The organism is Bacteroides difficilis (assembly GCF_048319815.1).
In the GTDB taxonomy this organism is placed as follows: Bacteria; Bacteroidota; Bacteroidia; order Bacteroidales; family Bacteroidaceae; genus Bacteroides; species Bacteroides zhangwenhongii.
Genome location: NZ_CP182814.1, coordinates 5,467,047 through 5,490,203 on the forward strand (window position 1 = coordinate 5,467,047; position 23,157 = coordinate 5,490,203).

18 protein-coding genes and 2 pseudogenes are annotated in these 23,157 nt (G+C 43.2%); 8 read left to right on the top strand and 12 right to left on the bottom strand.

What is annotated here, in order from left to right:
* The first annotated feature begins 21 nt into the window (after positions 1-21).
* Positions 22-1,908 (top strand): AAA domain-containing protein, encoded by a 1,887-nt coding sequence (locus ACNOGP_RS21505; RefSeq protein WP_418213687.1) that lies wholly within the window; start codon positions 22-24, stop codon positions 1,906-1,908.
* An 85-nt stretch (positions 1,909-1,993) separates the two neighbouring features.
* Here the strand turns inward: ACNOGP_RS21505 and ACNOGP_RS21510 are convergent, their stop codons facing one another.
* The 6 genes from ACNOGP_RS21510 to ilvD all read right to left on the bottom strand — a co-directional run bounded on the left by ACNOGP_RS21510 (position 1,994) and on the right by ilvD (position 10,084).
* Positions 1,994-3,877 (bottom strand): LruC domain-containing protein, encoded by a 1,884-nt coding sequence (locus tag ACNOGP_RS21510; RefSeq protein ID WP_418213688.1) that lies wholly within the window; start codon positions 3,875-3,877, stop codon positions 1,994-1,996.
* Positions 3,878-4,070: 193 nt separating this feature from the next.
* Complete coding sequence (gene ilvC, locus ACNOGP_RS21515; protein ID WP_007766808.1) at positions 4,071-5,114, bottom strand: ketol-acid reductoisomerase; 1,044 nt, start codon at positions 5,112-5,114, stop codon at positions 4,071-4,073.
* A 65-nt stretch (positions 5,115-5,179) separates the two neighbouring features.
* A complete protein-coding gene (locus tag ACNOGP_RS21520; RefSeq protein ID WP_195532692.1) occupies positions 5,180-5,923 on the bottom strand; it encodes an acyl-[acyl-carrier-protein] thioesterase in 744 nt (247 codons plus the stop codon).
* A complete protein-coding gene (ilvN, locus tag ACNOGP_RS21525; protein WP_195474993.1) occupies positions 5,920-6,486 on the bottom strand; it encodes an acetolactate synthase small subunit in 567 nt (188 codons plus the stop codon). The genes ACNOGP_RS21520 and ilvN overlap by 4 nt, the downstream gene beginning before the upstream one ends.
* A 34-nt stretch (positions 6,487-6,520) precedes the next feature.
* On the bottom strand, positions 6,521-8,218 hold the full coding sequence (gene ilvB, locus ACNOGP_RS21530; RefSeq protein ID WP_055278377.1) for a biosynthetic-type acetolactate synthase large subunit: 1,698 nt from the start codon (positions 8,216-8,218) through the stop codon (positions 6,521-6,523).
* A 63-nt stretch (positions 8,219-8,281) separates the two neighbouring features.
* Positions 8,282-10,084 (bottom strand): dihydroxy-acid dehydratase, encoded by a 1,803-nt coding sequence (gene ilvD / locus ACNOGP_RS21535; protein WP_195532690.1) that lies wholly within the window; start codon positions 10,082-10,084, stop codon positions 8,282-8,284.
* A 480-nt stretch (positions 10,085-10,564) separates the two neighbouring features.
* Here ilvD and ACNOGP_RS21540 point away from each other — a divergent pair, with 480 nt between their 5' ends.
* Entirely contained in the window at positions 10,565-11,152 is a 588-nt protein-coding gene (locus ACNOGP_RS21540; protein ID WP_007766819.1) for an FKBP-type peptidyl-prolyl cis-trans isomerase, read from the top strand.
* A gap of 99 nt (positions 11,153-11,251) precedes the next feature.
* Here ACNOGP_RS21540 and ACNOGP_RS21545 read toward each other — a convergent pair whose 3' ends face one another.
* Positions 11,252-12,538 carry a serine dehydratase subunit alpha family protein gene (locus ACNOGP_RS21545; protein WP_186967410.1) on the bottom strand — a complete coding sequence of 429 codons (1,287 nt, stop codon included), beginning with the start codon at positions 12,536-12,538 and terminating at the stop codon, positions 11,252-11,254.
* Between the two features lie 135 nt (positions 12,539-12,673).
* Here ACNOGP_RS21545 and ACNOGP_RS21550 point away from each other — a divergent pair, with 135 nt between their 5' ends.
* Positions 12,674-13,759 carry a PCMD domain-containing protein gene (locus ACNOGP_RS21550; protein ID WP_195629486.1) on the top strand — a complete coding sequence of 362 codons (1,086 nt, stop codon included), beginning with the start codon at positions 12,674-12,676 and terminating at the stop codon, positions 13,757-13,759.
* Between the two features lie 30 nt (positions 13,760-13,789).
* Positions 13,790-14,575 carry a porin family protein gene (locus ACNOGP_RS21555; protein WP_186967412.1) on the top strand — a complete coding sequence of 262 codons (786 nt, stop codon included), beginning with the start codon at positions 13,790-13,792 and terminating at the stop codon, positions 14,573-14,575.
* Positions 14,576-14,684: 109 nt separating this feature from the next.
* Here ACNOGP_RS21555 and ACNOGP_RS21560 read toward each other — a convergent pair whose 3' ends face one another.
* Complete coding sequence (locus tag ACNOGP_RS21560; RefSeq protein WP_418213689.1) at positions 14,685-15,248, bottom strand: calycin-like domain-containing protein; 564 nt, start codon at positions 15,246-15,248, stop codon at positions 14,685-14,687.
* Between the two features lie 157 nt (positions 15,249-15,405).
* Between ACNOGP_RS21560 and aroC the strand changes: the two genes are divergently transcribed.
* Together aroC and ACNOGP_RS21570 are read left to right on the top strand one after the other, a co-directional pair.
* Positions 15,406-16,482 carry a chorismate synthase gene (gene aroC, locus ACNOGP_RS21565; protein WP_007751711.1) on the top strand — a complete coding sequence of 359 codons (1,077 nt, stop codon included), beginning with the start codon at positions 15,406-15,408 and terminating at the stop codon, positions 16,480-16,482.
* Between the two features lie 15 nt (positions 16,483-16,497).
* The gene (locus ACNOGP_RS21570; RefSeq protein WP_418213690.1) at positions 16,498-17,856 is read left to right on the top strand and encodes a dipeptidase; all 1,359 of its coding nucleotides are present in this window, start codon (positions 16,498-16,500) and stop codon (positions 17,854-17,856) included.
* Here ACNOGP_RS21570 and ACNOGP_RS21575 read toward each other — a convergent pair.
* The 4 genes and pseudogenes from ACNOGP_RS21575 to ACNOGP_RS21590 all read right to left on the bottom strand — a co-directional run bounded on the left by ACNOGP_RS21575 (position 17,838) and on the right by ACNOGP_RS21590 (position 22,011).
* Entirely contained in the window at positions 17,838-19,961 is a 2,124-nt protein-coding gene (locus ACNOGP_RS21575; RefSeq protein ID WP_418213691.1) for a DNA topoisomerase 3, read from the bottom strand. The genes ACNOGP_RS21570 and ACNOGP_RS21575 overlap by 19 nt on opposite strands.
* Before the next feature lie 84 nt (positions 19,962-20,045).
* A pseudogene (locus ACNOGP_RS21580) lies at positions 20,046-20,759 on the bottom strand (PD-(D/E)XK nuclease domain-containing protein); the annotation flags it as partial.
* 97 nt (positions 20,760-20,856) lie between these two features.
* A pseudogene (locus ACNOGP_RS21585) lies at positions 20,857-21,388 on the bottom strand (nucleotidyl transferase AbiEii/AbiGii toxin family protein).
* Positions 21,385-22,011, bottom strand: a complete 627-nt coding sequence (locus ACNOGP_RS21590; RefSeq protein WP_418213692.1) for a type IV toxin-antitoxin system AbiEi family antitoxin domain-containing protein — start codon at positions 22,009-22,011, stop codon at positions 21,385-21,387. Before ACNOGP_RS21590 ends, ACNOGP_RS21585 begins: the two are co-directional and overlap by 4 nt.
* Positions 22,012-22,235: 224 nt before the next feature.
* Between ACNOGP_RS21590 and ACNOGP_RS21595 the strand changes: the two genes are divergently transcribed.
* The gene (locus ACNOGP_RS21595) at positions 22,236-22,460 is read left to right on the top strand and encodes a DUF3791 domain-containing protein (protein ID WP_195475003.1); all 225 of its coding nucleotides are present in this window, start codon (positions 22,236-22,238) and stop codon (positions 22,458-22,460) included.
* On the top strand, positions 22,457-22,939 hold the full coding sequence (locus tag ACNOGP_RS21600) for a DUF3990 domain-containing protein (RefSeq protein ID WP_195475004.1): 483 nt from the start codon (positions 22,457-22,459) through the stop codon (positions 22,937-22,939). Before ACNOGP_RS21595 ends, ACNOGP_RS21600 begins: the two co-directional genes overlap by 4 nt.
* Positions 22,940-23,157: the final 218 nt, after the last annotated feature.

Here is a 23,157-nt window from a genome sequence, read left to right on the forward strand (position 1 = left end):
ATTGTTACCTTTGCGCCTATTATGAATAATAATCCGAAAAATCCGATAGCCGACCTTCAGCAACAACAACTCCTCTTACGGATGGAGTACGAATATGAGAAAGAGGAATTCAAACGGCAGACTGAAACGATGGGTATTGCCCGAAAAGTGAAACGCGGTCTTTGCTGGTATCCTGTCTCTCTCGGCCGAAGTTACTATAATTCTCTAAATCAATTTGTTGTAGATATTACAAGAAGCGAAAATAAAGAGATAGAACACTCTTTTGAATTCGGCCGTCCCGTTTCCTTTTTCCACCAGTCATTCGACGGAAAAGTGAAATATCTGAATTTCACCGCAACCGTCAGTTATGCAGACGAAGAACGAATGGTAGTCGTGCTCCCCGGAGCAGGGGCATTGATGGAACTACAAACCGACGGTGTGCTGGGCGTACAGCTTTACTTTGATGAGACTTCCTATCGCGCTATGTTTGAAGCACTGGAGGACGTGATCCGTGCCAAAGGCAATCGCCTTGCCGAACTGCGCGACACGTTGCTGGGAACGCTAAAGCCCGGATTTCGCGAATTATACCCCGTACGTTTTCCTTGGTTGAACAGTACGCAGGAGACGGCTGTCAATAAAGTGCTTTGCGCACGTGATGTCTCTATTGTGCACGGTCCTCCGGGAACGGGAAAGACAACAACACTTGTCGAAGCGATTTATGAGACACTGCACCGCGAACCACAAGTGATGGTGTGCGCTCAAAGTAATACTGCCGTCGACTGGATTTGCGAGAAACTTGTAGATCGGGGTGTTCCGGTGCTCCGCATTGGAAATCCTACCCGCGTAAATGACAAAATGTTATCCTTCACCTACGAACGCTGGTTTGAGAGCCATCCGGCGTATCCGGAACTTTGGGGAATCCGCAAGTCCATCCGCGAAATGGGAGGACGAATGCGGCGGGGAAGTTATGAGGAACGGGAAGGGATGCGCAGTCGTATGAGCCGTCTACGCGACCGTGCTACCGAACTTGAGATTCAAATTAACGCCGACCTCTTCGACAGTGCCCGCGTGATTGCCTCGACCTTAGTCAGTAGCAACCATCGCCTGCTCAATGGCCGCCGTTTCCCGACTTTATTTATCGACGAAGCTGCGCAAGCACTCGAAGCTGCCTGCTGGATAGCCATCCGAAAAGCAGACCGGGTGGTTCTCGCCGGAGATCATTGCCAGCTTCCGCCTACCATAAAATGTATAGAAGCCGCTCGTGGAGGATTGGAATATACATTAATGGAGAAGGTGGTTCGGCAAAAACCGTCCTCTATCTCGTTACTGAAAGTGCAATATAGAATGAACGAAGCTATCATGCAGTTCCCTTCCGACTGGTTTTATCAGGGAGAACTGGAGGCTGCTCCGGAGGTACGTTATCGGGGAATCCTTGATTTCGACAGCCCCATGAGTTGGATTGACACTTCTGAAATGGAATTTCACGAGGAATTTGTAGGCGAAAGTTTCGGACGCATCAACAAGCAGGAGGCTAATCTGCTCTTGGAGGAGCTGGAAGCCTATATCAACCGGATCGGAAAGGAACGAATTTTAGAGGAAAGGATTGATTTCGGACTGATTTCACCCTACAAAGCACAAGTGCAATATTTGAGAAGCAAAATTAAAGGAAGCAGTTTCTTGCGCCCTCTCCGAAGCCTCATCACAGTAAATACAGTGGACGGTTTTCAAGGACAGGAACGTGATGTCGTTTTTATCAGTCTCGTCCGCGCCAACGAGGAAGGGCAAATCGGATTTCTGAATGATTTAAGACGAATGAATGTAGCGATCACACGAGCACGCATGAAACTGGTGATTCTGGGAGAAGCCGCCACACTTACCAAACATCCTTTTTACAAAAGACTTATGGCATTCATAAAAAAGGAGGATTAAAATAATCCTCCTTTTATGGAGTCCCCTTTCTCACGAAACCGAACTCCGTTTTTTTAACACAAACAAAACAAACAATATTTTTATACTATTTCAAATACCAATCTTTATCCTTTGTTCCTTTAGACTCAGCCCAAGAGGCAAATTTAGGGAATGTCTTATCTACAGATTCACCTTCCGTTGTTGAGAAACGTTGCGCATCGGCCAAATGGATAGCAAAAGGATAACTAGAATTCGATACATAATAAATGCCCTTACTTAAATCAGACAAATCGGATTCTGTATGGAATAATGCTTTATCAGCCTTTTCTGTCGGCTTATAATTAATAAAATGTACTTCTGTACGATTATAACCTGTCTTTTTAAACACACTGATAAACGGATTATAAGGAGCTACCCCAAATACTTCGTGATCAACCGGTGTTTTAAATTTGTTAGAAATCGTCACTGTGGTAGTTTTCCTATTGTCTCCTGTAGCTTCCTTCATATCATCAAAAACTGTAATAGTAGCCAGAGACAAATCATTGTCTAACGAATACGGTTTCTCATCTTTTGTACACTCTACATTGGCACGTCCTGTATTCAACTGATATATAAAACTATTCAAATAGGCCGCTCCTGCCCACTCTGCAGTAAACTCATCTTTCGCAGCAAGCACCTCATTCTTTGTATTGTAGCTCAATTCAGATTTATATTTCACTATAGCATCATTCAAGTCATAATCTCCTTTAGATGGCCAATTGTCTTCAAATGCCACAATTCCTTTATATGACATCTTATAAGCGACAGAAGAATCATCTCCTTTATCCGGAACTTCCGGAACATCAGGTATAGCCTGTACCGGATTCGACCAAACGTTGAACATCACATCATTATAGTCATCGTCTTCAGTCCAATCTTCAAAAGATAAAACAATAAATTCACTCACCTTAAAAGCAGCAGTATGCGTGCGTCTATCTTTATTCAAATGTGTGGTAGAGTAAAACATTCCATACCCTTTATCTATATTTCCATTTTTAAACGCATCATTTCTAATAAACCAACCGATTCTTACTCCAGCAGGAAAATCAACTCCTCGGTCTTCACCATTTTCATCAATATAATGCAATTGTACACACTCACCGCCTTTTATACCTTGTCCGGTTTTTGTATTAGGAAATATAATGTATTTCTTTGCTTTTTCTATTTTTTCCGAAGAATCTCCTTCTTTATAGCAATAATATCCGAAAGTACTGGCTGCCGAACTTGTTCCACCAATAAAACGAACTCTCACATTAGCCTTTTCCTTTATCTCAAAATCAACAGACTGACGATATTGTCTCGGACAACTTCCCCCTTCAGGAATAACTTTATTAATTGTTCTCAATAGTGATTCCGACAATTCCATTGCACCTCCATCATCTAAATAATTCGGACGGCCTTTTATATTCCACTCACCTAATGTCATAAAACCATCAGGAATTGCAAAGCTACCTCCTGCACGTGTCTGAGATTTAGGATTCAAATCATACATTGTATCCCAATTGATATCAGCCCGGATCATATTTCCTTGTACAGTCGTCTTATATAAAGTAGGCACTCCGATATATGAAGTGTAAATATAGACTTCTTCTCCTTCATTCAATAAATAACCGGGAAGAACTTCCTTACCAGCATAGTTACCGTTGCCATCAGTCATTCTTATTACCTTAGGTTCAACATCACTACGCTTCACAATTTGTCCATCCTTGTTTTCAAAAGGATTTTCAAAATAAACCTCGAAAAGCACTTGATAATCCTTAGCGGGAATTGCATACTTTACAGCCAACTGAATTTCTTGGGTCGTACTAAAAGTAAAAGAATTCAGATTTGAGCCATCACTTGGTTGTGAATAATCTTTATCCTTATCAACACAACCAATCATCACACAAGCACTAAGAGTACAGATACCCAGTGCCATAAATAATTTAGAGGTAGATAAAATAGCTTTCATTTTATTATTTGTTTCAACTTACTGGGTGCAAAGATAAACAAAAACTTGTATATTTTATCCTTTCTATTGATAATTTTTAGAAGATCTGATTAAAAGCACCCCTTAGCACTAACCTAAGAAAGACTTTTCAGCAAAATAAAAGGGGAAAGTTAACCTTTCCCCTTTTGTATCAAACTTGTATAATCCTATCAAATCAATTGTTCTCCGGACGAAGTTTGCGTACAGTAACAGCAGTTTGCCACATTTCGCTTTCACGCAACTGGCGGAGTTCTTCGTTCAGTTTCTCACGATAATCCGGCTGTGAGTTACTGTCAATAGAAATTTGTGCTTCGTTACCGGTCTTCACACTGTGATACAGTTTTTCAACTACCGGTTTGATAGCGTCATGGAACGGGCCCATCCAGTCGAGAGCACCGCGTTGAGCAGTAGTAGAACAGTTCGCATACATCCAGTCCATACCGTTCTTTGCAAACAACGGCATTAGCGACTGAGTCAGTTCCTCTACTGTTTCATTGAAGGCTTCGGAAGGTGAATGACCGTTTTCACGCAACACCTCATACTGTGCCAACAACAGACCTTGAATAGCACCCATCAACGAACCGCGTTCACCTGTCAGGTCGGAAGTTGCTTCACGTTGGAAAGTTGTTTCAAACAGATACCCTGAACCGATACCGATACCCAAAGCAATTGTTCTATCGTAAGCCTTACCCGTAGCGTCCTGATAGATAGCGTAAGAAGAGTTCAAGCCACGACCTTCGAGGAACATGGTACGCAATGAAGTACCCGAACCTTTAGGAGCAACCATGATAACATCAATATCAGCAGGAGGAACCACCCCTGTACGATCATGCCAAGTGATAGCAAAACCATGAGAGAAATAAAGAGCCTTTCCGGCAGTCAGGTAAGGTTTCATTGTCGGCCATACAGACATAACAGCCGCATCAGACAACAGACACATGATGATTGTACCTTTTTCGCAAGCTTCTTCGATTCCGAACAAAGTTTCCCCCGGAACCCATCCGTCAGCTACTGCTTTATCATATGTCTTTCCCTGACGCTGACCAACGATCACGTTGAAACCGTTATCACGCAAATTCAATGCTTGTCCGGGACCCTGAACGCCGTAACCGATTACAGCGATTGTTTCATTTTTCAATACTTCACGAGCTTTCTCCAATGGAAATTCATCACGGATCACTACATTTTCAATAGTACCGCCAAAATTCAACTGTGCCATTTTTCTTTTTGTTTTTAGTTTTGATGGCTTACGCCATCCGTTATTAATTGATTTTATATTCTATTTTATTCAAATATCACTTTCGACCGGCAAACCACTTCGCTGCCGTTCTTCTTCACCTCTACGTGAAACTCATTTTCATTGGCTTCATCACAGAAGAAAGTCAGTTCGTCTCCATAATAACTTTCGGCCACATACGCCATCTCAAAACGACGAATGCGCTTGGTTTTATACAAATCGATCGGAAACAAATCGAGTATGTGCTCGATGTAACGGATACTATTCACATGACCGTTAATATCAATATCACTGTATTTCGCAGTCAGCGTGGCCAACGGTTGTGTATTAGTCACTTTGATACGCGAAGGCTTCTCTATCGGACAAGGCTCATCGCATACATAGTCTACAATGCTTCCCCCGTGCAATGCCAACAGGTCAGCCGGTTTACGAGTATTCAAACTGATCATCGCCCACACGGAACGAGCGTAACCGATTTTCTTGCCTTCTTTATTCATAATGGCAAAATTACGATCGGTGAACAGGCGATAAACATTTTCCACCCAAGTCTGAACCGAAAAGTCCTCATACTGATAAGGCATTTCATCCAATTCGATTGCCAGGCGGGAAAGTACCCACGTATAATTGTCCTCATTCAGAGATGCAATGCCAAAGCCACGATCGCTGGCATGAAAACCTGCGCAATTCAGCAAATGATTGCCTAGTACCCCCATTGTCAGGCGACCGTTGAAATCAACATGAAACGGTTCTGCAACAAACTTATAAGTTCCTATTTTATTTGATTCGCTCATTCTTCCTGCTGTTTTTTATTTTGGTTATAACGGGCTTCCCGTCCGTCAAGAAACTCATTCACCCGTTCAAAACAACTGGTGGTAATCGCTACCCGCCCCGAACGTACAAATTGCAAAACACAATTCAAAGCCTTCAGTTCACCGTAAAGCGAGGTAATCTCTTCACTCATTCCATTCTTCTCGACAATAGAAAATACCGGATTTACTTCCACTATGCGGGCGTTATATTTACGTATCACCTTAGAGGCCTCCGGTGTCTCTTGAAATTCGGGGGTAGACACCTTATATAAAGCAATCTCATGGAAGTAGATCTCATCTTCCGTAAAGTAGTGCGCCTGAATTACATCAATCTTCTTTTCTATTTGCTTCACCACTTTTTCAATCGTATCTTTATCAGTCCAAGCGGTAATGGTATACTTATGCACCCCCTTGATGGAAGAAGCAGATACATTCAGACTCTCGATATTTATCTGCCGACGGGTAAAAACAGCCGTAACCTGATTCAGCAATCCGGCTATATTTTCCGAATGAACAATGATAGTATATAATGTCTTTTCACTCATAATCCTTAATTTAACTTTCAACTCTCAACTTCTCCTAGCACTCCAGCAACATCTGATTGACAGAGCCTCCCGGAGGAGTCATCGGTAGTACATTACCTTCTTCTACTACACAGGCTTCGAGCAGGAACGGACCGTCTGTTGCCAACATTTCACGGATAGCGTCCGCCAGCTCTTCACGAGAAAAGACACGTTTGGAAGGAATCTCGTACGCCGAAGCAATTTTCATGTAGTCCGGATTCAACATCGGAGTGAATGAATAACGGCGATTGAAGAACATAGCCTGCCATTGGCGCACGTTGCCCAAAAAGTTATTGTTCAGGCAGATAATCTTCACCGGAGCCTTCTGCTCCATAACCGTACCCAGTTCCTGAAGATTCATCTGCAATCCACCGTCTCCCATAAATACACATACGGTACGTTCCGGTGCTCCGAAAGTAGCTCCGATAGCGGCGGGAAGGCCGAAGCCCATTGTTCCGAGCCCGCCGGAAGTAATGATACTGCGTTCTTTCGTATATTTAAAGTAACGTGCGGACATCATTTGATTTTGTCCTACATCTGTCACCAGAACTGCTTCGTGGCGGGTAGCGTCACTTACCGCACGTACCACCTCACCCATGCTCAACGAGTCGGTGGCAGGATGAAGCTCGGGACGAATCACCTTTTCTTCCTCTACCTTCTCATACTCCGTGAAACTGTCGACCCACTCAGCGTGTTCATTCTTTTTCAAGAGTCGGGTAACAGCCTTCAATGTCTCCTTGCAATCTCCCAAAACTGCAACGTCAACTTTTACATTTTTATTCACCTCCGCCGGATCAATATCAAAGTGAATCACTTTTGCCTGTTTGGCATAAGTAGCCAGATTACCGGTCACACGGTCGTCGAAGCGCATTCCTACAGCGATCAGGACATCACATTTATTGGTATTTATATTCGGTCCCAAATTACCGTGCATTCCCAACATTCCTTTATTCAAAGGATGTTCCGTAGGTAAAGCCGAAAGTCCGAGTAGCGTACATCCCGCAGGCATATCCGCCTTTTCAATAAATTCACGCAACTCACTCTGAGCATTCCCTAACTCAACGCCTTGCCCTACCAGTACAAGCGGACGTTCCGCATTATTAATCAGTTCGGCGGCAGCCTTTACGGAGTCTTCATCAGTATCAGGCACAGGTACATAGCTGCGGATGAAATCAACCTTAGTCGGCTCATATTTCGTCTTCTCTACCTGTGCATTCTTGGCAAAATCCAGCACAACCGGACCGGGACGACCACTACGGGCAATGTAGAATGCACGTGCCACTGCCCACGCTACATCTTCCGCACGGCGGATCTGATAACTCCACTTGGAAATAGGCTGGGTGATACCTACGAGATCGACTTCCTGAAATGCATCCGTTCCGAGAAAACCAGTTCCTACCTGTCCGGCAATAACAACAATAGGAGTACTATCGATCATCGCATCTGCAATACCGGTAATCGTGTTCGTAGCACCGGGACCGCTTGTCACCAGGCAAACACCGACTTTACCCGACACACGGGCATAACCTTGTGCCGCATGGGCAGCTCCCTGTTCGTGACGAACCAAAATGTGGTTCAAGTTATTTCGATGGTCGTACAAGGCGTCGAATACCGGCATGATTGAACCGCCGGGATAACCGAAAATCGTATTTACTCCCTGATGTTCCAATGAGCGCATCAACGCCTCCGCACCTGTTATTAAGTCTTTACTCATCTATTTATTTGCAATTTTAAGATTTACAATTTACGATTGAACTCAACGTCAAAACATCATTTGTCAATCGATTAATCTTACTGCTCCTTTATCGGCAGAGCTTACCATGCTGGCATACGCTTTCAGGCTCTTCGGCACATAACGGTCACGAGTGACAGGTGTCATCGGACGGGCAGCCAGTTCTTCATCCGTCAGTCGCACGTTAATCGTCCGGGCGGGAATGTCGATTTCAATGATATCTCCGTCGACTATTTTTCCGATATTACCTCCTGCTGCCGCTTCGGGAGAGATATGCCCTATACTCAATCCAGAAGTTCCGCCACTGAAACGTCCGTCAGTGATCAAAGCACACTCTTTGCCGAGATGACGGGATTTTATATAAGAGGTAGGATAAAGCATTTCCTGCATACCGGGACCACCCTTCGGACCTTCGTGCGTGATGACGACAACGTCGCCACTGACGACTCGACCTCCAAGAATACCTTCGCAGGCTGCTTCTTGCGAATCAAACACTTTAGCAGGTCCGGTAAACTTCCAGATACTTTCGTCTACCCCTGCCGTTTTTACCACACAACCGTCTTGAGCAATGTTACCTTTCAATACGGCCAGTCCGCCGTCTTTGCTGTAAGCGTGTTCCAAATCACGGATACATCCGGTTGCACGGTCTTTATCCAGTTCCTTATAATACATACCTTGCGAGCCGAGTATGAGGTTAAATCTATTTCCGGCTGCGCTCGAATATTTCTTGATAGCCTCTTCACCTACGTTCGGACTTGTAATGGAATACTTATCAATAGCCTCTGCCAACGTCATTCCGTCTACCCGGCGAACAGACGTGTCCACCAGACCGGCTTTGGACAGTTCGTCCATGATTGCAATAATTCCACCGGCACGGTTCACATCCTGAATGTGATACTTCTGTGTATTCGGAGCTACTTTGCAAAGGCACGGAGCCTTGCGGGAAAGCATATCAATGTCGTCCATCTTGAAGTCGACTCCCGCTTCATGGGCAACAGCCAACAGGTGAAGAACCGTATTGGTAGAACCACCCATCGCAATATCCAAAGTCATGGCATTCAGAAAAGCCTGGCGAGTGGCAATGCTACGCGGAAGCACGCTCTCATCTCCCTCTTCATAATATTTCATCGCATTGTCCACAATCAACTTAGCAGCATCTTTGAAAAGCTGCGTACGGTTTTCATGCGTGGCTACAATGGTTCCGTTTCCGGGAAGAGCCAAGCCGATGGCTTCGTTCAAGCAGTTCATAGAATTTGCTGTAAACATACCGGAACAACATCCGCAGGTAGGACAAGCGTTCTGCTCGATATTGGCAACTTCCTCGTCACTCACACTTTGGTCGGCCGACTTAATCATCGCGTCGATCAAATCCAAATGCTGACCGTTCCATTCACCCGCCTCCATAGGACCACCCGACACAAATACAGCAGGTATATTCAGACGCATCGCCGCCATCAACATTCCCGGAGTGATCTTGTCACAATTACTGATACATACCATCGCGTCTGCCTTATGAGCATTCACCATATATTCCACACTGTCTGCGATGATATCACGGGAAGGAAGCGAGTAAAGCATTCCATCATGCCCCATAGCTATACCGTCGTCGATAGCGATTGTATTGAATTCCGCAGCGAAGCACCCCAGCTTTTCGATCTCCGCTTTCACCAACTGACCGATCTCATGCAAGTGCACGTGTCCCGGCACAAACTGTGTGAATGAATTGACTATAGCGATGATAGGCTTACCCATCTGATTCTTCTTCATGCCGTTGGCTACCCACAACGCACGGGCTCCCGCCATCCGACGGCCTTGTGTACTAAACGAACTGCGTAATTGCTTTTTCATTTCAATCTATCTTTTAATTAAAAAGCCTCTCTCACACCAGTGAGAAAGGCTCTAAATTTTATCTTTATGGTACGAATACATACAGCACAAAAACCTTTCTCACGCTCTTGATGGGACCACCACGACGCGAATAATATGCAAGACTGCTAGGTTAATAGATGTGTGTAAGTTATTCATATCTTCTTTTCTTTATTTTTGTGCTGCAAAGGTAAGGGCTTTTTTATTATATCCAAACAAATCGAAGAAAAAAATCATATAAAAACGAATAATTGTAAGAAAAGAGAGGCATTATTTCTCTATTTTATCACTTAAAGGTTAAATTCACAACTATTATATAAGCGGAATCCTATTGTCCCTTTCTAACAAAAGCATTTAATATTTTGAAATATACCTTCCCTATATCACGGCAGAAATAAATAATTCGTATCTTTGTCAGCCCGCATTTGCGGGATTTATTAATTTAGAAATAAAAAGAATCAGATGGAAACAGTAGAAAACAAGTACATTACCGTTGCATACAAATTATATACAATGGAAGATGGTGAAAAGGAATTGTTCGAAGAAGCAAAAGCAGAACACCCCTTTCAGTTCATTTCAGGATTAGGAACAACACTCGAGGACTTCGAGAACCAGATAACCTCTCTTTCTAAAGGTGACAAATTTGACTTCACCATTCCGGCAGACAAAGCATACGGTCAATATGACGAGCAACACGTGATTGATCTCCCGAAAAATATCTTTGAGGTTGACGGCAAGTTCGACAGCGATCATATCAAAGAGGGTAATATCGTACCTTTGATGACCGGTGACGGTCAACGCGTAAATGCCAGCGTAGTAGAAATCAAACCGGATGTAGTAGTCGTTGACCTCAACCATCCGTTGGCAGGCGCCGATCTCATCTTTGAAGGCGAAGTGATTGAAAGCCGTCCTGCTACTAACGAAGAAATTCAGGAACTGGTGAAAATGATGAGTGGCGAAGGCTGCGGTTGCGGATGCGACAGTTGCGGTGATGGTGGTTGCAATGGTGGCTGCGATGACCACGAATGCGGTGGCGGCTGTTGCCACTAAGTTAATGAAGAGTTAAAAATGAGGAATGAAGAATTGCCATACAACCATTGCGCAGCTAATTCTTCATTCCTCATTTTTCATTTTCTAACTCCTCATTTTCTAGCATCCTTTGTGAGTCATGATATCGAGTACCATTTTATCCGTTTCGTTCATAGCTTGTGAGCCGATTCTTGTCAGATTACGGATACTTTGATCTACATCTTCATCAATAATACCTTCCACAGAAGTTACACAACGGTCTTCCATTGCCATCATAGCAGACAGTACAGCTGTTGAGACTCCGGTAGTCACTTTTAGGGCACAACTCGGTTTTGCACCGTCACAAATCATACCCGTCAGGTTGGCAATCATGTTTTGAACGGCAAAGGCAACCTGGTCATAGTTTCCTCCCATCAGCCAAGTGATTCCGCAACTGGAACCTGTGGCAGCTACCACACAACCGCAGAGAGCGGAAAGACGTCCCAAACTTTGTTTGATATAAATAACCGTAAGATGACTCAACATCAAGGCACGGATCAGTTCTTCTTCATTCTTATTATTCTCTTCAGCAAAGACCACCACAGGAAGCGTGGCCGATATTCCTTGATTACCACTGCCGGAATTACTCATGACCGGAATCATAGCTCCTGCCATTCGAGCGTCACAAGCAGCAGAAGTATAAGAGAGGATGTGAGAGAATACGCTGTCACCCATCACTTTGTGTTCATAACTTCCCCGAAGCATTCTTCCCAAAGAGTGTCCGTAATTGCCTTTAAAGGCTTGTTCGGCAGCTGCCTTGTTCAAACGTGCCGTATCAAGAATAAAACGAATTTCATCCAAAGGAGCTGTCAAGGCAAAATCATAAACCTTACGCAGGTTCAGTTCGGGAGCGGTCGCTTCCTCTTCTTCATCGGTTGTATGCTGCTTGTCTAGTAATACGTTGCCTCCATCGGCTATATATATAAAGGTGGTATGACCACCGGCAATTACAGCTTTCGCCGTCCTATCTCCGGACCTGCAAATCACTTCGATATAGAGCTTTTCCGTGATATTATCTTTCAAGGAAATACAAATCCGTCTTTCCCCAATAAACTGCTTTCCGCACTCTACAGCTTCCGGTGTACAGTCTTTCAATACTTCCAACTGGTACTCTGATTTGCCTATCAATGCTCCTAAAGCAACGGCAATGGGAAGTCCTACCATTCCTGTACCCGGTATTCCTACCCCCATCGCATTTTTTAAAATGTTGGCACTGAGCAGTACTTCTATCTTCTCTGGACGTATCCCCAATGTTTCGGCGGCTTTCGCTACACAAAGCGCCACAGCAATAGGTTCTGTACATCCGATAGCCGGAATTACCTCTCTCTTAATCAGTTCTATAATTTGCCTTCTTTCTGACTCAGTCATAAACTCATAAGTTTTAAGTACACACAAAAGTAAGAAAATCTTTTTTATCATACATCTCTTACTGAACAAATAAAATTTCATTTTGTTATAAACGCTTCTGAGAACTAAACTTTAACAGTAAGAAAAAAGAGAAAAATGAAAGCAAAACACGTGATTTTATATTTCCTGGTAAGTATTATCATCTCTTCTTGCATCCGTGACGAAGCCCTTAACGCAGAAGCAGATATACTTAGTTGCACACTGCCGAAAGCAGTAATGACCACAAGTCCTATCATTAATAATAATTCGGTGACTCTTTTTGTGGGACCGGGAACAGACGTTTCGACCCTTGCACCGGAATTCACCCTGACTCCGGGAGCCACCATCAGCCCTTTGAGCGGAACGGTACACGATTTTAATCTACCGCAAAAATACACTGTCACAGCAGCCGACGGAGTCTGGAAAAAGACATATACAGTTTCGGTTATTGATACGGAACTTGCAACTAACTACAACTTCGAGGACACTCTCGGTGGGAAAAAATACTATATATTCGTAGAACGGCAAGGAGACAAAGTGATTATGGAATGGGCCAGCGGAAATGCGGGTTATGCCATGACCGGCGTTCCTAAAACAGCCGACGACTACCCCACTTTCCAAATAGCGGATGGTAAAGAGGGAAAATGTCTTTCATTAGTAACGCGCAGTACCGGTTTCTTCGGGCAGTTAATGGGTATGCCCATTGCCGCAGGAAACTTATTTATCGGCTCTTTTGATGTGAACAATGCCATGAGCTATCCGCTGCAAGCTACCAAATTCGGTCTGCCTTTCCGTTATGTGCCGACCTATCTGGCCGGTTATTATAAATACAAGGCGGGAGACAAGTTCACCGAAGAAGGAAAACCCGTTGACGGAAAACGTGACATCTGCGATATATACGCCATTATGTACGAAACGAGCGAGTCTGTTCCTACTCTTGACGGAAGTAATGCGTTCACCAGTCCGAATCTGGTCTCAATAGCACGCATCGACAATGCCAAAGAAACAGATGAATGGACTTACTTCAAACTTCCGTTTATTACCCGCCCCGGCAAGTTCATCGACAAAGAAAAGCTAAGGGATGGAAAATACAACGTAGCAATCGTCTTTACCTCCAGTTTGGAAGGCGCTTATTTCAATGGAGCCATCGGAAGTACCTTGCTGATTGATGAAGTCGAACTGGTCTATCATACAGAAAACTAAAACCTAAATGATTTTATAATAATTACAGCGATGAAAAAATACCTTTATACATTCGGTCTGCTTATTTGTTTAAGTGTTGCCCTGCCCGGTTATGCACAAGTGGATAGAAATGAAACGCTTATCCGTTCCGCCCTTCGCGGATTGGAATACGAAGTGAAAGCAGGAATCAGTATCGGCGGCACAGCTCCGCTTCCCTTACCGGCGGAAATCCGGTCTATCGACGGTTACAATCCGACTCTCGCCATTACAATCGGGGGTGAAGTGACCAAATGGGTAGCGGTTCAGAACAAACTGGGTATCATCGTAGGGCTACGGCTTGAAAACAAAGCTATGACCACCGAAGCTACCGTAAAGAATTACAGTATGGAAATTCTGGGACAAGGAGGTGAAAGGATCAGCGGAGTATGGACAGGAGGGGTAAAAACCAAAGTACATACCGCCGGATTAACCATCCCATTGATGGCTACTTATAAGTTGAGTAGCCGTTGGAATGTGAAAGCAGGCCCTTATTTTTCTTATATACTTTCAAGGGAATTTTCAGGACACGTATACGAAGGATATCTGCGTGAAGACGATCCAACAGGACCTAAAGTAGAATTTACCGATGATAAAATCGCAACTTATGACTTCTCCGACGATCTGAGACGTTTTCAGTGGGGGCTTCAGGCAGGAGCCGGATGGAGAGCGTTCAAACATCTCAACATATACGCCGACCTTACTTGGGGACTCAACAATATCTTCAAGAATGACTTCCATACGGTTACTTTCTCGATGTACCCTATATATCTGAATATCGGCTTCGGGTATGCATTCTAAAATATAACTCACCACAGATTACACGGATTAACACAGATAATAGAAATTAATTATCAATTCATTAAAATCAATCTGTGTTAATCCGTGTAATCTGTGGTGAATATTAAAGTTATTCTTTATCAGGATTCTCAACCTGTTTTACTCCTGAATAAGTAACCTTGACTGTCTGTTGCAAAGCCGGCACTTTTACGTTGATGGTCATATTGGCATCTGCACCTTCCACCGTCCCCGCCACAGTTACATCACAAGCTCCCAAGGCAGCCGCCTCTCCAGCAAATGTAAGTTGCTGTTGTCCTGTAAAGGTCGAAATCCCCTCTCCCTTCTTTACGGTGCACTTGTCTATTACAACATCTCCGAACTTCATTATCTTCCCGTTCATGAACAGTTCAAAATCTTTCAGTTCTATTTTTATTTCCGTATCACTGACTTGGGAAAAGGTTATAAATTTAGGCACTCCGTCCGCTATAACATTTTCCTGGTCGGAGCCATCCGCTATCATAGATATATTCAAGTTGCCCCAATAAGTGCCAACCACATCCGGAGCTGTCACCACCGCCTCTTCTTCGGGTTCGTTACCCTCATTTTTCTTGCTATCGTCATCGTCACTGCTACAAGCGGCGAAGAAAGTGATAGAACACACTAATGCTAGTAAATACAATAGATTCTTTTTCATACAGTCATTGGTTTAGTTATTATTAATCATCATTTATAAACTGAAAAGAAGAAAAAAGGTTCAATATGCCACCTTTTTTGAAGATATTTTGAGTTCACAACAATCTTATCGAAAACTTTGTTATATTTGCATACAGTAATTTTAAAAAGCCACGACTATGTTTAATTCATTTGGCAACATCTTTCGGCTCACAAGTTTTGGTGAGTCTCATGGAAAAGGAATTGGAGGAGTAATTGACGGATTTCCCGCCGGAATCACTATCGACGAAGAGTTCGTACAACAGGAACTGAACCGGCGCCGTCCGGGACAATCCATCCTTACCACCGCACGCAAAGAAGCGGATAAAGTAGAGTTTCTTTCCGGTATTTTTGAGGGTAAGTCAACCGGTTGCCCCATCGGTTTTATCGTTTGGAACGAAAACCAACATTCTAATGACTACAACAATCTGAAAAATGTATATCGCCCTTCACACGCCGACTATACTTACACAGTGAAGTATGGCATCCGCGATCATCGTGGCGGCGGACGTTCGTCTGCACGCGAAACGGTATCACGCGTCGTAGCCGGTGCTTTGGCCAAATTGGCACTCCGCCAGTTAGGTATCAGTATCACCGCTTACACTTCACAGGTAGGAGCTATCAAACTGGAAGGCACTTACTCGGATTATGATCTCGACTTGATCGAGACAAATGATGTACGCTGCCCGGACCCGGAAAAGGCAAAAGAAATGGCAGACCTTATATATAAGGTAAAAGGAGAAGGCGATACTATCGGCGGTACGCTGACTTGTGTTATCAAAGGCTGCCCCATCGGTTTGGGACAACCCGTTTTCGGTAAGCTCCATGCGGCTTTGGGAAATGCGATGTTAAGTATCAACGCCGCCAAAGCATTTGAGTACGGTGAAGGATTCAAGGGACTGAAGATGAAGGGGTCGGAACAGAATGATGTTTTCTATAACAACAATGGACGGATTGAAACGCATACCAACCATTCAGGAGGTATTCAGGGAGGATTGAGTAACGGACAGGACATTTATTTCCGTGTGGTATTCAAACCGATCGCTACGCTGTTGATGGAGCAGGAGACTGTTAATATCGACGGAGTGGACACCACGCTGAAAGCTCGCGGCCGTCATGACGCCTGTGTACTGCCACGCGCCGTTCCCATTGTAGAGGCAATGGCTGCGATGACTATACTTGACTATTACCTGCTGGATAAAACCACGCAGCTTTAATGTTTAATTCAATTTATGAACGAAATTCAGAAATATATAGCAGAGAACGAGTCCCGAATGATGGAGGATTTGTTCAGTCTCATCCGTATTCCAAGTGTCAGTGCACTGCCCGAACACCATGATGATATGCTGGCGTGCGCCGAACGCTGGGCACAGCTATTATTGGAAGCCGGAGCGGACGAAGCATTGGTAATGCCCTCCAAAGGCAATCCGATTGTCTTTGCCCAGAAAATTGTGGACCCTGATGCGAAGACCGTTTTAGTCTACGCTCATTATGACGTGATGCCTGCCGAGCCGTTGGAGCTTTGGAAAAGCCAACCGTTCGAGCCGGAAATACGTGACGGTCACATTTGGGCACGTGGTGCGGATGATGACAAAGGACAATCATTTATTCAGGTGAAAGCCTTCCAATATCTCCTCAAGAACGGACTGCTAAAAAATAACGTGAAGTTTATCTTTGAAGGAGAAGAGGAAATCGGTTCTCCCAGTTTGGAGGCTTTTTGCGAAGAGCACAAAGAGTTGTTGAAATCCGATGTGATTCTTGTTTCGGACACTAGCATGCTAGGAGCGGAACTCCCTTCGTTAACCACAGGTCTGCGTGGCCTGGCTTATTGGGAAATAGAAGTTACGGGACCAAACCGTGATTTACATTCCGGACATTTCGGAGGTGCGGTAGCCAATCCAATTAATGTGTTATGCCAGATTATCAGTAAAATAACCGATGCGGATGGAAGAATCACCGTTCCCGGATTCTATGACGACGTAGAAGAAGTTCCACAAGCCGAACGGGAGATGATTGCCCGTATTCCTTTTGATGAAAAGAAATACAAAGAAGCGATCGGTGTGAAGGAAGTATTCGGAGAAAAAGGATACAGTACATTGGAACGTAACAGTTGCCGGCCGTCTTTTGACGTATGCGGTATATGGGGCGGGTATACAGGAGAAGGTTCCAAAACCGTGCTTCCCTCAAAAGTTTACGCCAAAGTGTCTTGCCGGTTGGTTCCACATCAGGACCACCATAAGATTTCTCAAATGTTTGCAGATTATATTCTTAGTATTGCTCCTGACACGGTACAAGTGAAAGTGACTCCTATGCATGGAGGACAGGGTTATGTCTGCCCCATCTCCCTTCCCGCCTATCAAGCGGCGGAGAAAGGCTTTGAGATAGCTTTCGGGAAAAAGCCGTTGGCTGTACGTCGTGGCGGCAGTATTCCCATTATCTCCACTTTCGAACAAGTATTGGGAGTTAAGACCGTATTGATGGGATTCGGACTCGAATCGGACGCCATCCATTCACCGAATGAAAATTTCTCATTGGATATTTTCCGTAAGGGAATAGAGGCGGTGATTGAGTTTCATAATGCTTTCCGGTAAGTACATCCGTTTTTCCACTCCGAACATCCGTAGGCTGTCTTGCCTTTTATGATCGTCCCTTTGCCGCAAAGCGGACAAGGTTGTCCGACAAGGGAATCAGCATTAGCAGTTGTCAAAGAAGTAGCCGCAGGCGTAGCCTTCGGCTTCTTTTCTTTCGGCACACTCGGTTTCCGTTCACGCTTCTTCGGTTCTTTCTTCGCTTTTTCTTCGGCTTGGGCGACTACCGCATCCTGAATGGTAATACGACGGTTGGTATTATCTGACAACACACTCATTACGATTTCTGAAACCATTTGCTTCAGTTCTTCCAAAAACTGGCGGGCATCGTACGTTTTCCTTTCTATTTCACGGAGTTTCTTTTCCCAAATCCCCGTCAATTCAGCAGACTTCAGAAGTTCCTCATGGATAAGTTGCACCAGTTCCACTCCTGTCGGGGTAGCAATCAGGTTCTTCCTTTCCTTACGGATATAATTCCGTTTGAACAACGTTTCTATGATAGCGGCACGGGTAGACGGACGGCCGATACCGTTTTCTTTTAATGCGTCGCGGAGCTCATCGTTATCAACCAACTTTCCGGCAGTTTCCATTGCACGAAGTAAGGTTGCCTCCGTGTAAGGTCTGGGCGGCTGCGTCCATTTTTCATTTAAATCGGGAACATGAGGACCGCTTTCCCCTTTCACAAAAACAGGAAGTACATTTTCGTCTTCTTCCTCTTTTTCTTCGGTCGTTTCTTTTACATCTTTTGCAAAGACAACACGCCATCCGGGTTCGAGAATCTGTTTCCCGCTTACTTTGAATTCTATTTTATCCACCTCTCCCATCACGGTAGTAGTAGAAATCTTACAATCCGGATAGAACACGGCAATAAAACGACGGGCAATCAGATCGTAGACACGACGCTCCATATCCGTCAGGTTTTGAGCGTACACTCCGGTAGGGATAATGGCATGGTGATCCGTTACCTTTGAATTATCAAATACTTTCTTCGATTTCGGCAATGTGGAACCGTTCAACGGAGCTGTCAGTACTTCATAATCACGAAGTCCTTTCAAAATGCCGGGACACTTCGGATAAATATCGTCACTCAAGAAAGTTGTATCGACACGTGGATAGGTGGCTACTTTCTTTTCGTAAAGGGATTGGATAAGTTTTAATGTCTCATCAGCAGAATAAGCGAATTTCTTGTTACATTCCACCTGAAGCGAAGTCAGGTCAAACAGACGCGGGGCAAACTCCCGTCCGTCTTTCTTACTAACACTGGTGACTACGAACGGAAGGTCTTTGATACGTTCTACCAACGCCTCGCCCTCTTCCCTGTTAGCGATAGGATCAATACCGGGATTCTCTATTATTTTCTTTTTCCCACCGTTTTTCTCTTCTTCCGCAGCGATTTCTTCATCACTTTTGCGAATTAAAGCCGAAAAGGTTGTATCCCGATAGTTCGTTTTCAATTCCCAATATTGCTTAGGCTGGAAGTTGGCTATCTCCAACTGCCGGTTGACAATCAACGCTAAAGTAGGCGTTTGCACCCGACCAATAGAAAGTACCTGTTTATTCTGACCGTATTTTATTGTATAAAGACGAGTGGCATTCATACCAAGCAACCAGTCTCCGATAGCCCGCGAAAGTCCCGCTTCATACAGTGACTGAAAATCTGCCTGATCCTTTAGCTTTGCAAATCCGTCACGAATAGCTTCTTCCGTCAAAGACGAAATCCACAAACGCTTCACCGGACAACGGGCACCTGCTTTCTGCATCACCCAACGCTGAATCAATTCTCCTTCCTGTCCGGCATCACCGCAGTTGATAATCTCATCTGCATTTTGCATCAATTGCTCTATGATATGAAATTGTTTCTCAATACCCGGATCATGCCCAATCAGTTTGATACCGAAACGCGGAGGGATCATCGGTAAGCTACCTAAGCTCCATGACTTCCAATTAGGAGTATATTCATGCGGCTCCTTCAGGGTGCAAAGATGTCCGAACGTCCAGGTCACCTGGTATCCGTTTCCTTCTATATATCCTTCTTTTCTGGTATGAGCGCCGAGTACTTCGGCTATATCACGTGCAACAGATGGCTTTTCAGCTATGCAAACTATCATTCTTTTCCTTCTTGTTTTTATACTATCAGCCTACAAAGTTACACGAATATTTCTCACAGACGGCATGAAGCCGGGAAAAAGTGATTATACCTCCCAACACTTCCATCCTTTATTGGCACAGATATATACCACATACGAACGGACATTGTAATTGGGAAACTTCTTTTTCGTATCTTCGGCATAGCCTTTCACCTGTTGCACGTGTTCAGTCAATGGTTCGGTCAATGAGAGGATGCGATCAGCCTCTTTGGCATGATAGTATTTGAACTCCACAACACGGTCATCCGTATAATAATCCGTACCGGGAATACCTGTCATCTCAAAGTCAGAACGACCTACGGAGTTATTCTGTTCGATGGCAAAAGTGTAGCAACTACTTAAATAGCGGGAAACAAGTTCATAGAAAGAGCAACGGATGAAGTTCTCATTGATTTTATCAAAAACTTGCGCAGGAAATTGTCCTAAGTATTGTTCAAAGTAATTCTGAACAAGAGGTTCAAGACTCCGGTTGGAATCATAAAGTTCATAAACGGGAACATAACGGCTGGCATTTCCTTCAATCTTATTCAACTGGTTATAATAATCCATATAAATGCTACGCATGGTCATATTAGGAAGTACCATTCGATAAGTACTTTTCAGAGTGGTCATACCCAAATAGAACAGACTGACCGGATAGAATTCTTTCTCAAAGAATTTCTTCTTGTTGAATTTGCTGAACAAATCTGTAATATTATACAGCAACCCGTCGTCTATGACCAATGCATCCAACATTTCCTTTGCATTACTCTGTGAAAGGTTATTCTTGCCATAATCTCTGTTTTTTCTTTCAATTAAGACAAAGGTATAAATAAAGAATGATATTTATTGCTGAATAGAAAGAAATAACATACCTCTATTCAAATTTCACCCTATCCACCAACTGGATAAAATAATCATTCGACCAAATATCCAATTCTTTAGGGTTCTTGACGAAAGGTAACACATCATTCTTTACTTGGTTGATATTTGCCGAAGCCAGCCTATCCTTTAATAGGGCGATGAAAAAAAGAAATATCATACACATCCGTATTATCTTTCAAAAAGGCCGACTCCACTTTACCAAAATTCTTTTTGTCTTTCTTTTTAATCTCCACTTCTCTCCCCACGACAGCAAACTCGTCTATGATGGGTTGAAAGTATTTCGCGAAATCAAACTTACCATCGGGAACAAGAAGTGAAAAATCCATATCCTCACTAAAACGTTGGAGACCATGAAAAATCCGAAGGCAAGTACCTCCGTAGAAAGCTGCCACATCAAAGAAACCACCATTGTAAAGCCCGGCAAGTATCACCTGCTGGTTTACCTCAAAAATTGCATTCCGCTTCTGTTGTTCAGTAGATAAATCGTATGCGGAAAGCATATTATCGTAAATATCGTTCTTCATTTCTTTATCAGTTTTAGTAACGTCCGTATGGATTCGGCCTTTTTGCCAACTTTTATGTATTCCTCAAATATTTCGGCATTCATCTGCTTAAAATCTTCCAATTCCATCCTAATATCCTCTTCCAAATAAATTTCGGCGTCCTTCAGATAACGGAGATTTACATTGGGAGAGTTTGCAATCAAATCGCACAATGCCTTTTCGGGAGTTGCCATCACAAAAGCATAACCTTCTTTCTTGATGCTGGTCAAACCCACTGAAAATACCCTTTTTGGCATACTGGTATATTCAAACCTTCCCAACGGCGTATCAAAATTTCTGGAATGCTTCAAGGTCATTGATTGCTTGGTGTACACCGCTTCCGGAATCAAACCATAATAACGCAAAGCCGATGACATGGAAACATACGAGGGAGCATAAAGATGATTGGCAATCAATTCTGTTGACAAAATCTGACCTGTTATTTTAGGATTACATACGTAAAGTCCCTTCTTGAGACGAATAATTTGCTTATCTCGCTCAAGTAACCTGACTTTTTGGTTTCCTCTTTTGATGTGGGGGAAAAGAGACTCCAATACAGAAGCTGTTACAGGTATATTACCTAATCGTTCCAATGGATTATCCATGATGCAAAGATAGTTTTTTTGAACACTAAAACATATAACACACATTTTTCTGTTCTGAATATATCTATTCCTACCATATTCTCCCCCTTTTTCTTTTAGTAGAGAGACAAAGACACAAATAAAACCCTCACTTACATCAAAATGTAGCTACTGTTTCATTGCAAATTATATTCAATTCACTATCTTTGCTATAGAAAAGTAGTAAAATTCAATAAGACAGAGATATGGATGTTGGTATAAAAGACAAAGTCGAATATATAATAGCTTTTATCAGTGAATTCGCCAAGACTTATTCATTGACTTCTAGTCAAGCATATCGCTATTTAGAACGTTACAATGCTATAGATTTCATTGACAGACATTATGGAATAGCGCACACCCAACGTTTTGAAGATGTAATAACGGACATTACTGCATATTGCCAACGCTTCGGAGGAGCTATAGCATGATACTTTATCATGGAACCACCATTCATATAGAAAAGATAGATTTGCAGAAATCAAAACCCAATAAAGATTTCGGGAAAGGTTTCTATCTTTCGGCCGATAAGACACAAGCTATGGCTATGGCAGCATATAAAGCAGAACAAACAGGAGGGGAACCTATTCTCAATGCTTTTGAATTTGACGAAGCACTTTTAACAAACAATTCATTAAAAGTGAAAATATTTGAAGCCTATGACAAAGAATGGGCAGATTTCATTTTTATGAATCGTAACAATGCAACTCCTGTACCTATACATGACTATGACATAGTCGTTGGTCCGATAGCAAACGACCGTGTCGGATTGCAAATACGTAAATATATGGAGCACGAAATAGATTTGCCAACTTTCATTGAAAGACTGAAATATATGAAAGGTATTACTATTCAATACTATTTTGGAACAGAACGTGCTGTTAAATGTTTAAGAAAGTATTATGAGTGATTCTGATTACTTAATAGAAAACATAGCAAAAGACATTATCCTTTTATTAATGGAGGATTTCAATATGGATATGAAGACTGCCCTTCATACTCTATATACTTCAGACACGTATACTAAATTACAAGACACCAAAACAGGGCTTTATTTTCAGAGTACACGCTATGTCTATGACTTTTTGAAGAATGAAATAAAATCAGGGAAAATGTCCTAGTCCTTAT

Bases quoted from the DNA above. Each gene is read 5' to 3' on its own strand.
- ACNOGP_RS21540 (WP_007766819.1), top strand. From the start codon at position 10,565: ATGGAAACAGTAGAAAACAAGTACATTACCGTTGCATACAAATTATAT.
- ACNOGP_RS21510 (WP_418213688.1), bottom strand. From the start codon at position 3,877: ATGAAAGCTATTTTATCTACCTCTAAATTATTTATGGCACTGGGTATC.
- ACNOGP_RS21555 (WP_186967412.1), top strand. From the start codon at position 13,790: ATGAAAAAATACCTTTATACATTCGGTCTGCTTATTTGTTTAAGTGTT.
- ACNOGP_RS21550 (WP_195629486.1), top strand. From the start codon at position 12,674: ATGAAAGCAAAACACGTGATTTTATATTTCCTGGTAAGTATTATCATC.
- ACNOGP_RS21570 (WP_418213690.1), top strand. From the start codon at position 16,498: ATGAACGAAATTCAGAAATATATAGCAGAGAACGAGTCCCGAATGATG.
- ACNOGP_RS21600 (WP_195475004.1), top strand. From the start codon at position 22,457: ATGATACTTTATCATGGAACCACCATTCATATAGAAAAGATAGATTTG.
- ilvN (WP_195474993.1), bottom strand. From the start codon at position 6,486: ATGAGTGAAAAGACATTATATACTATCATTGTTCATTCGGAAAATATA.
- ilvD (WP_195532690.1), bottom strand. From the start codon at position 10,084: ATGAAAAAGCAATTACGCAGTTCGTTTAGTACACAAGGCCGTCGGATG.
- aroC (WP_007751711.1), top strand. From the start codon at position 15,406: ATGTTTAATTCATTTGGCAACATCTTTCGGCTCACAAGTTTTGGTGAG.
- ACNOGP_RS21505 (WP_418213687.1), top strand. From the start codon at position 22: ATGAATAATAATCCGAAAAATCCGATAGCCGACCTTCAGCAACAACAA.
- ACNOGP_RS21560 (WP_418213689.1), bottom strand. From the start codon at position 15,248: ATGAAAAAGAATCTATTGTATTTACTAGCATTAGTGTGTTCTATCACT.
- ACNOGP_RS21545 (WP_186967410.1), bottom strand. From the start codon at position 12,538: ATGACTGAGTCAGAAAGAAGGCAAATTATAGAACTGATTAAGAGAGAG.
- ilvC (WP_007766808.1), bottom strand. From the start codon at position 5,114: ATGGCACAGTTGAATTTTGGCGGTACTATTGAAAATGTAGTGATCCGT.
- ilvB (WP_055278377.1), bottom strand. From the start codon at position 8,218: ATGAGTAAAGACTTAATAACAGGTGCGGAGGCGTTGATGCGCTCATTG.
- ACNOGP_RS21590 (WP_418213692.1), bottom strand. From the start codon at position 22,011: ATGGATAATCCATTGGAACGATTAGGTAATATACCTGTAACAGCTTCT.
- ACNOGP_RS21575 (WP_418213691.1), bottom strand. From the start codon at position 19,961: ATGATAGTTTGCATAGCTGAAAAGCCATCTGTTGCACGTGATATAGCC.
- ACNOGP_RS21595 (WP_195475003.1), top strand. From the start codon at position 22,236: ATGGATGTTGGTATAAAAGACAAAGTCGAATATATAATAGCTTTTATC.
- ACNOGP_RS21520 (WP_195532692.1), bottom strand. From the start codon at position 5,923: ATGAGCGAATCAAATAAAATAGGAACTTATAAGTTTGTTGCAGAACCG.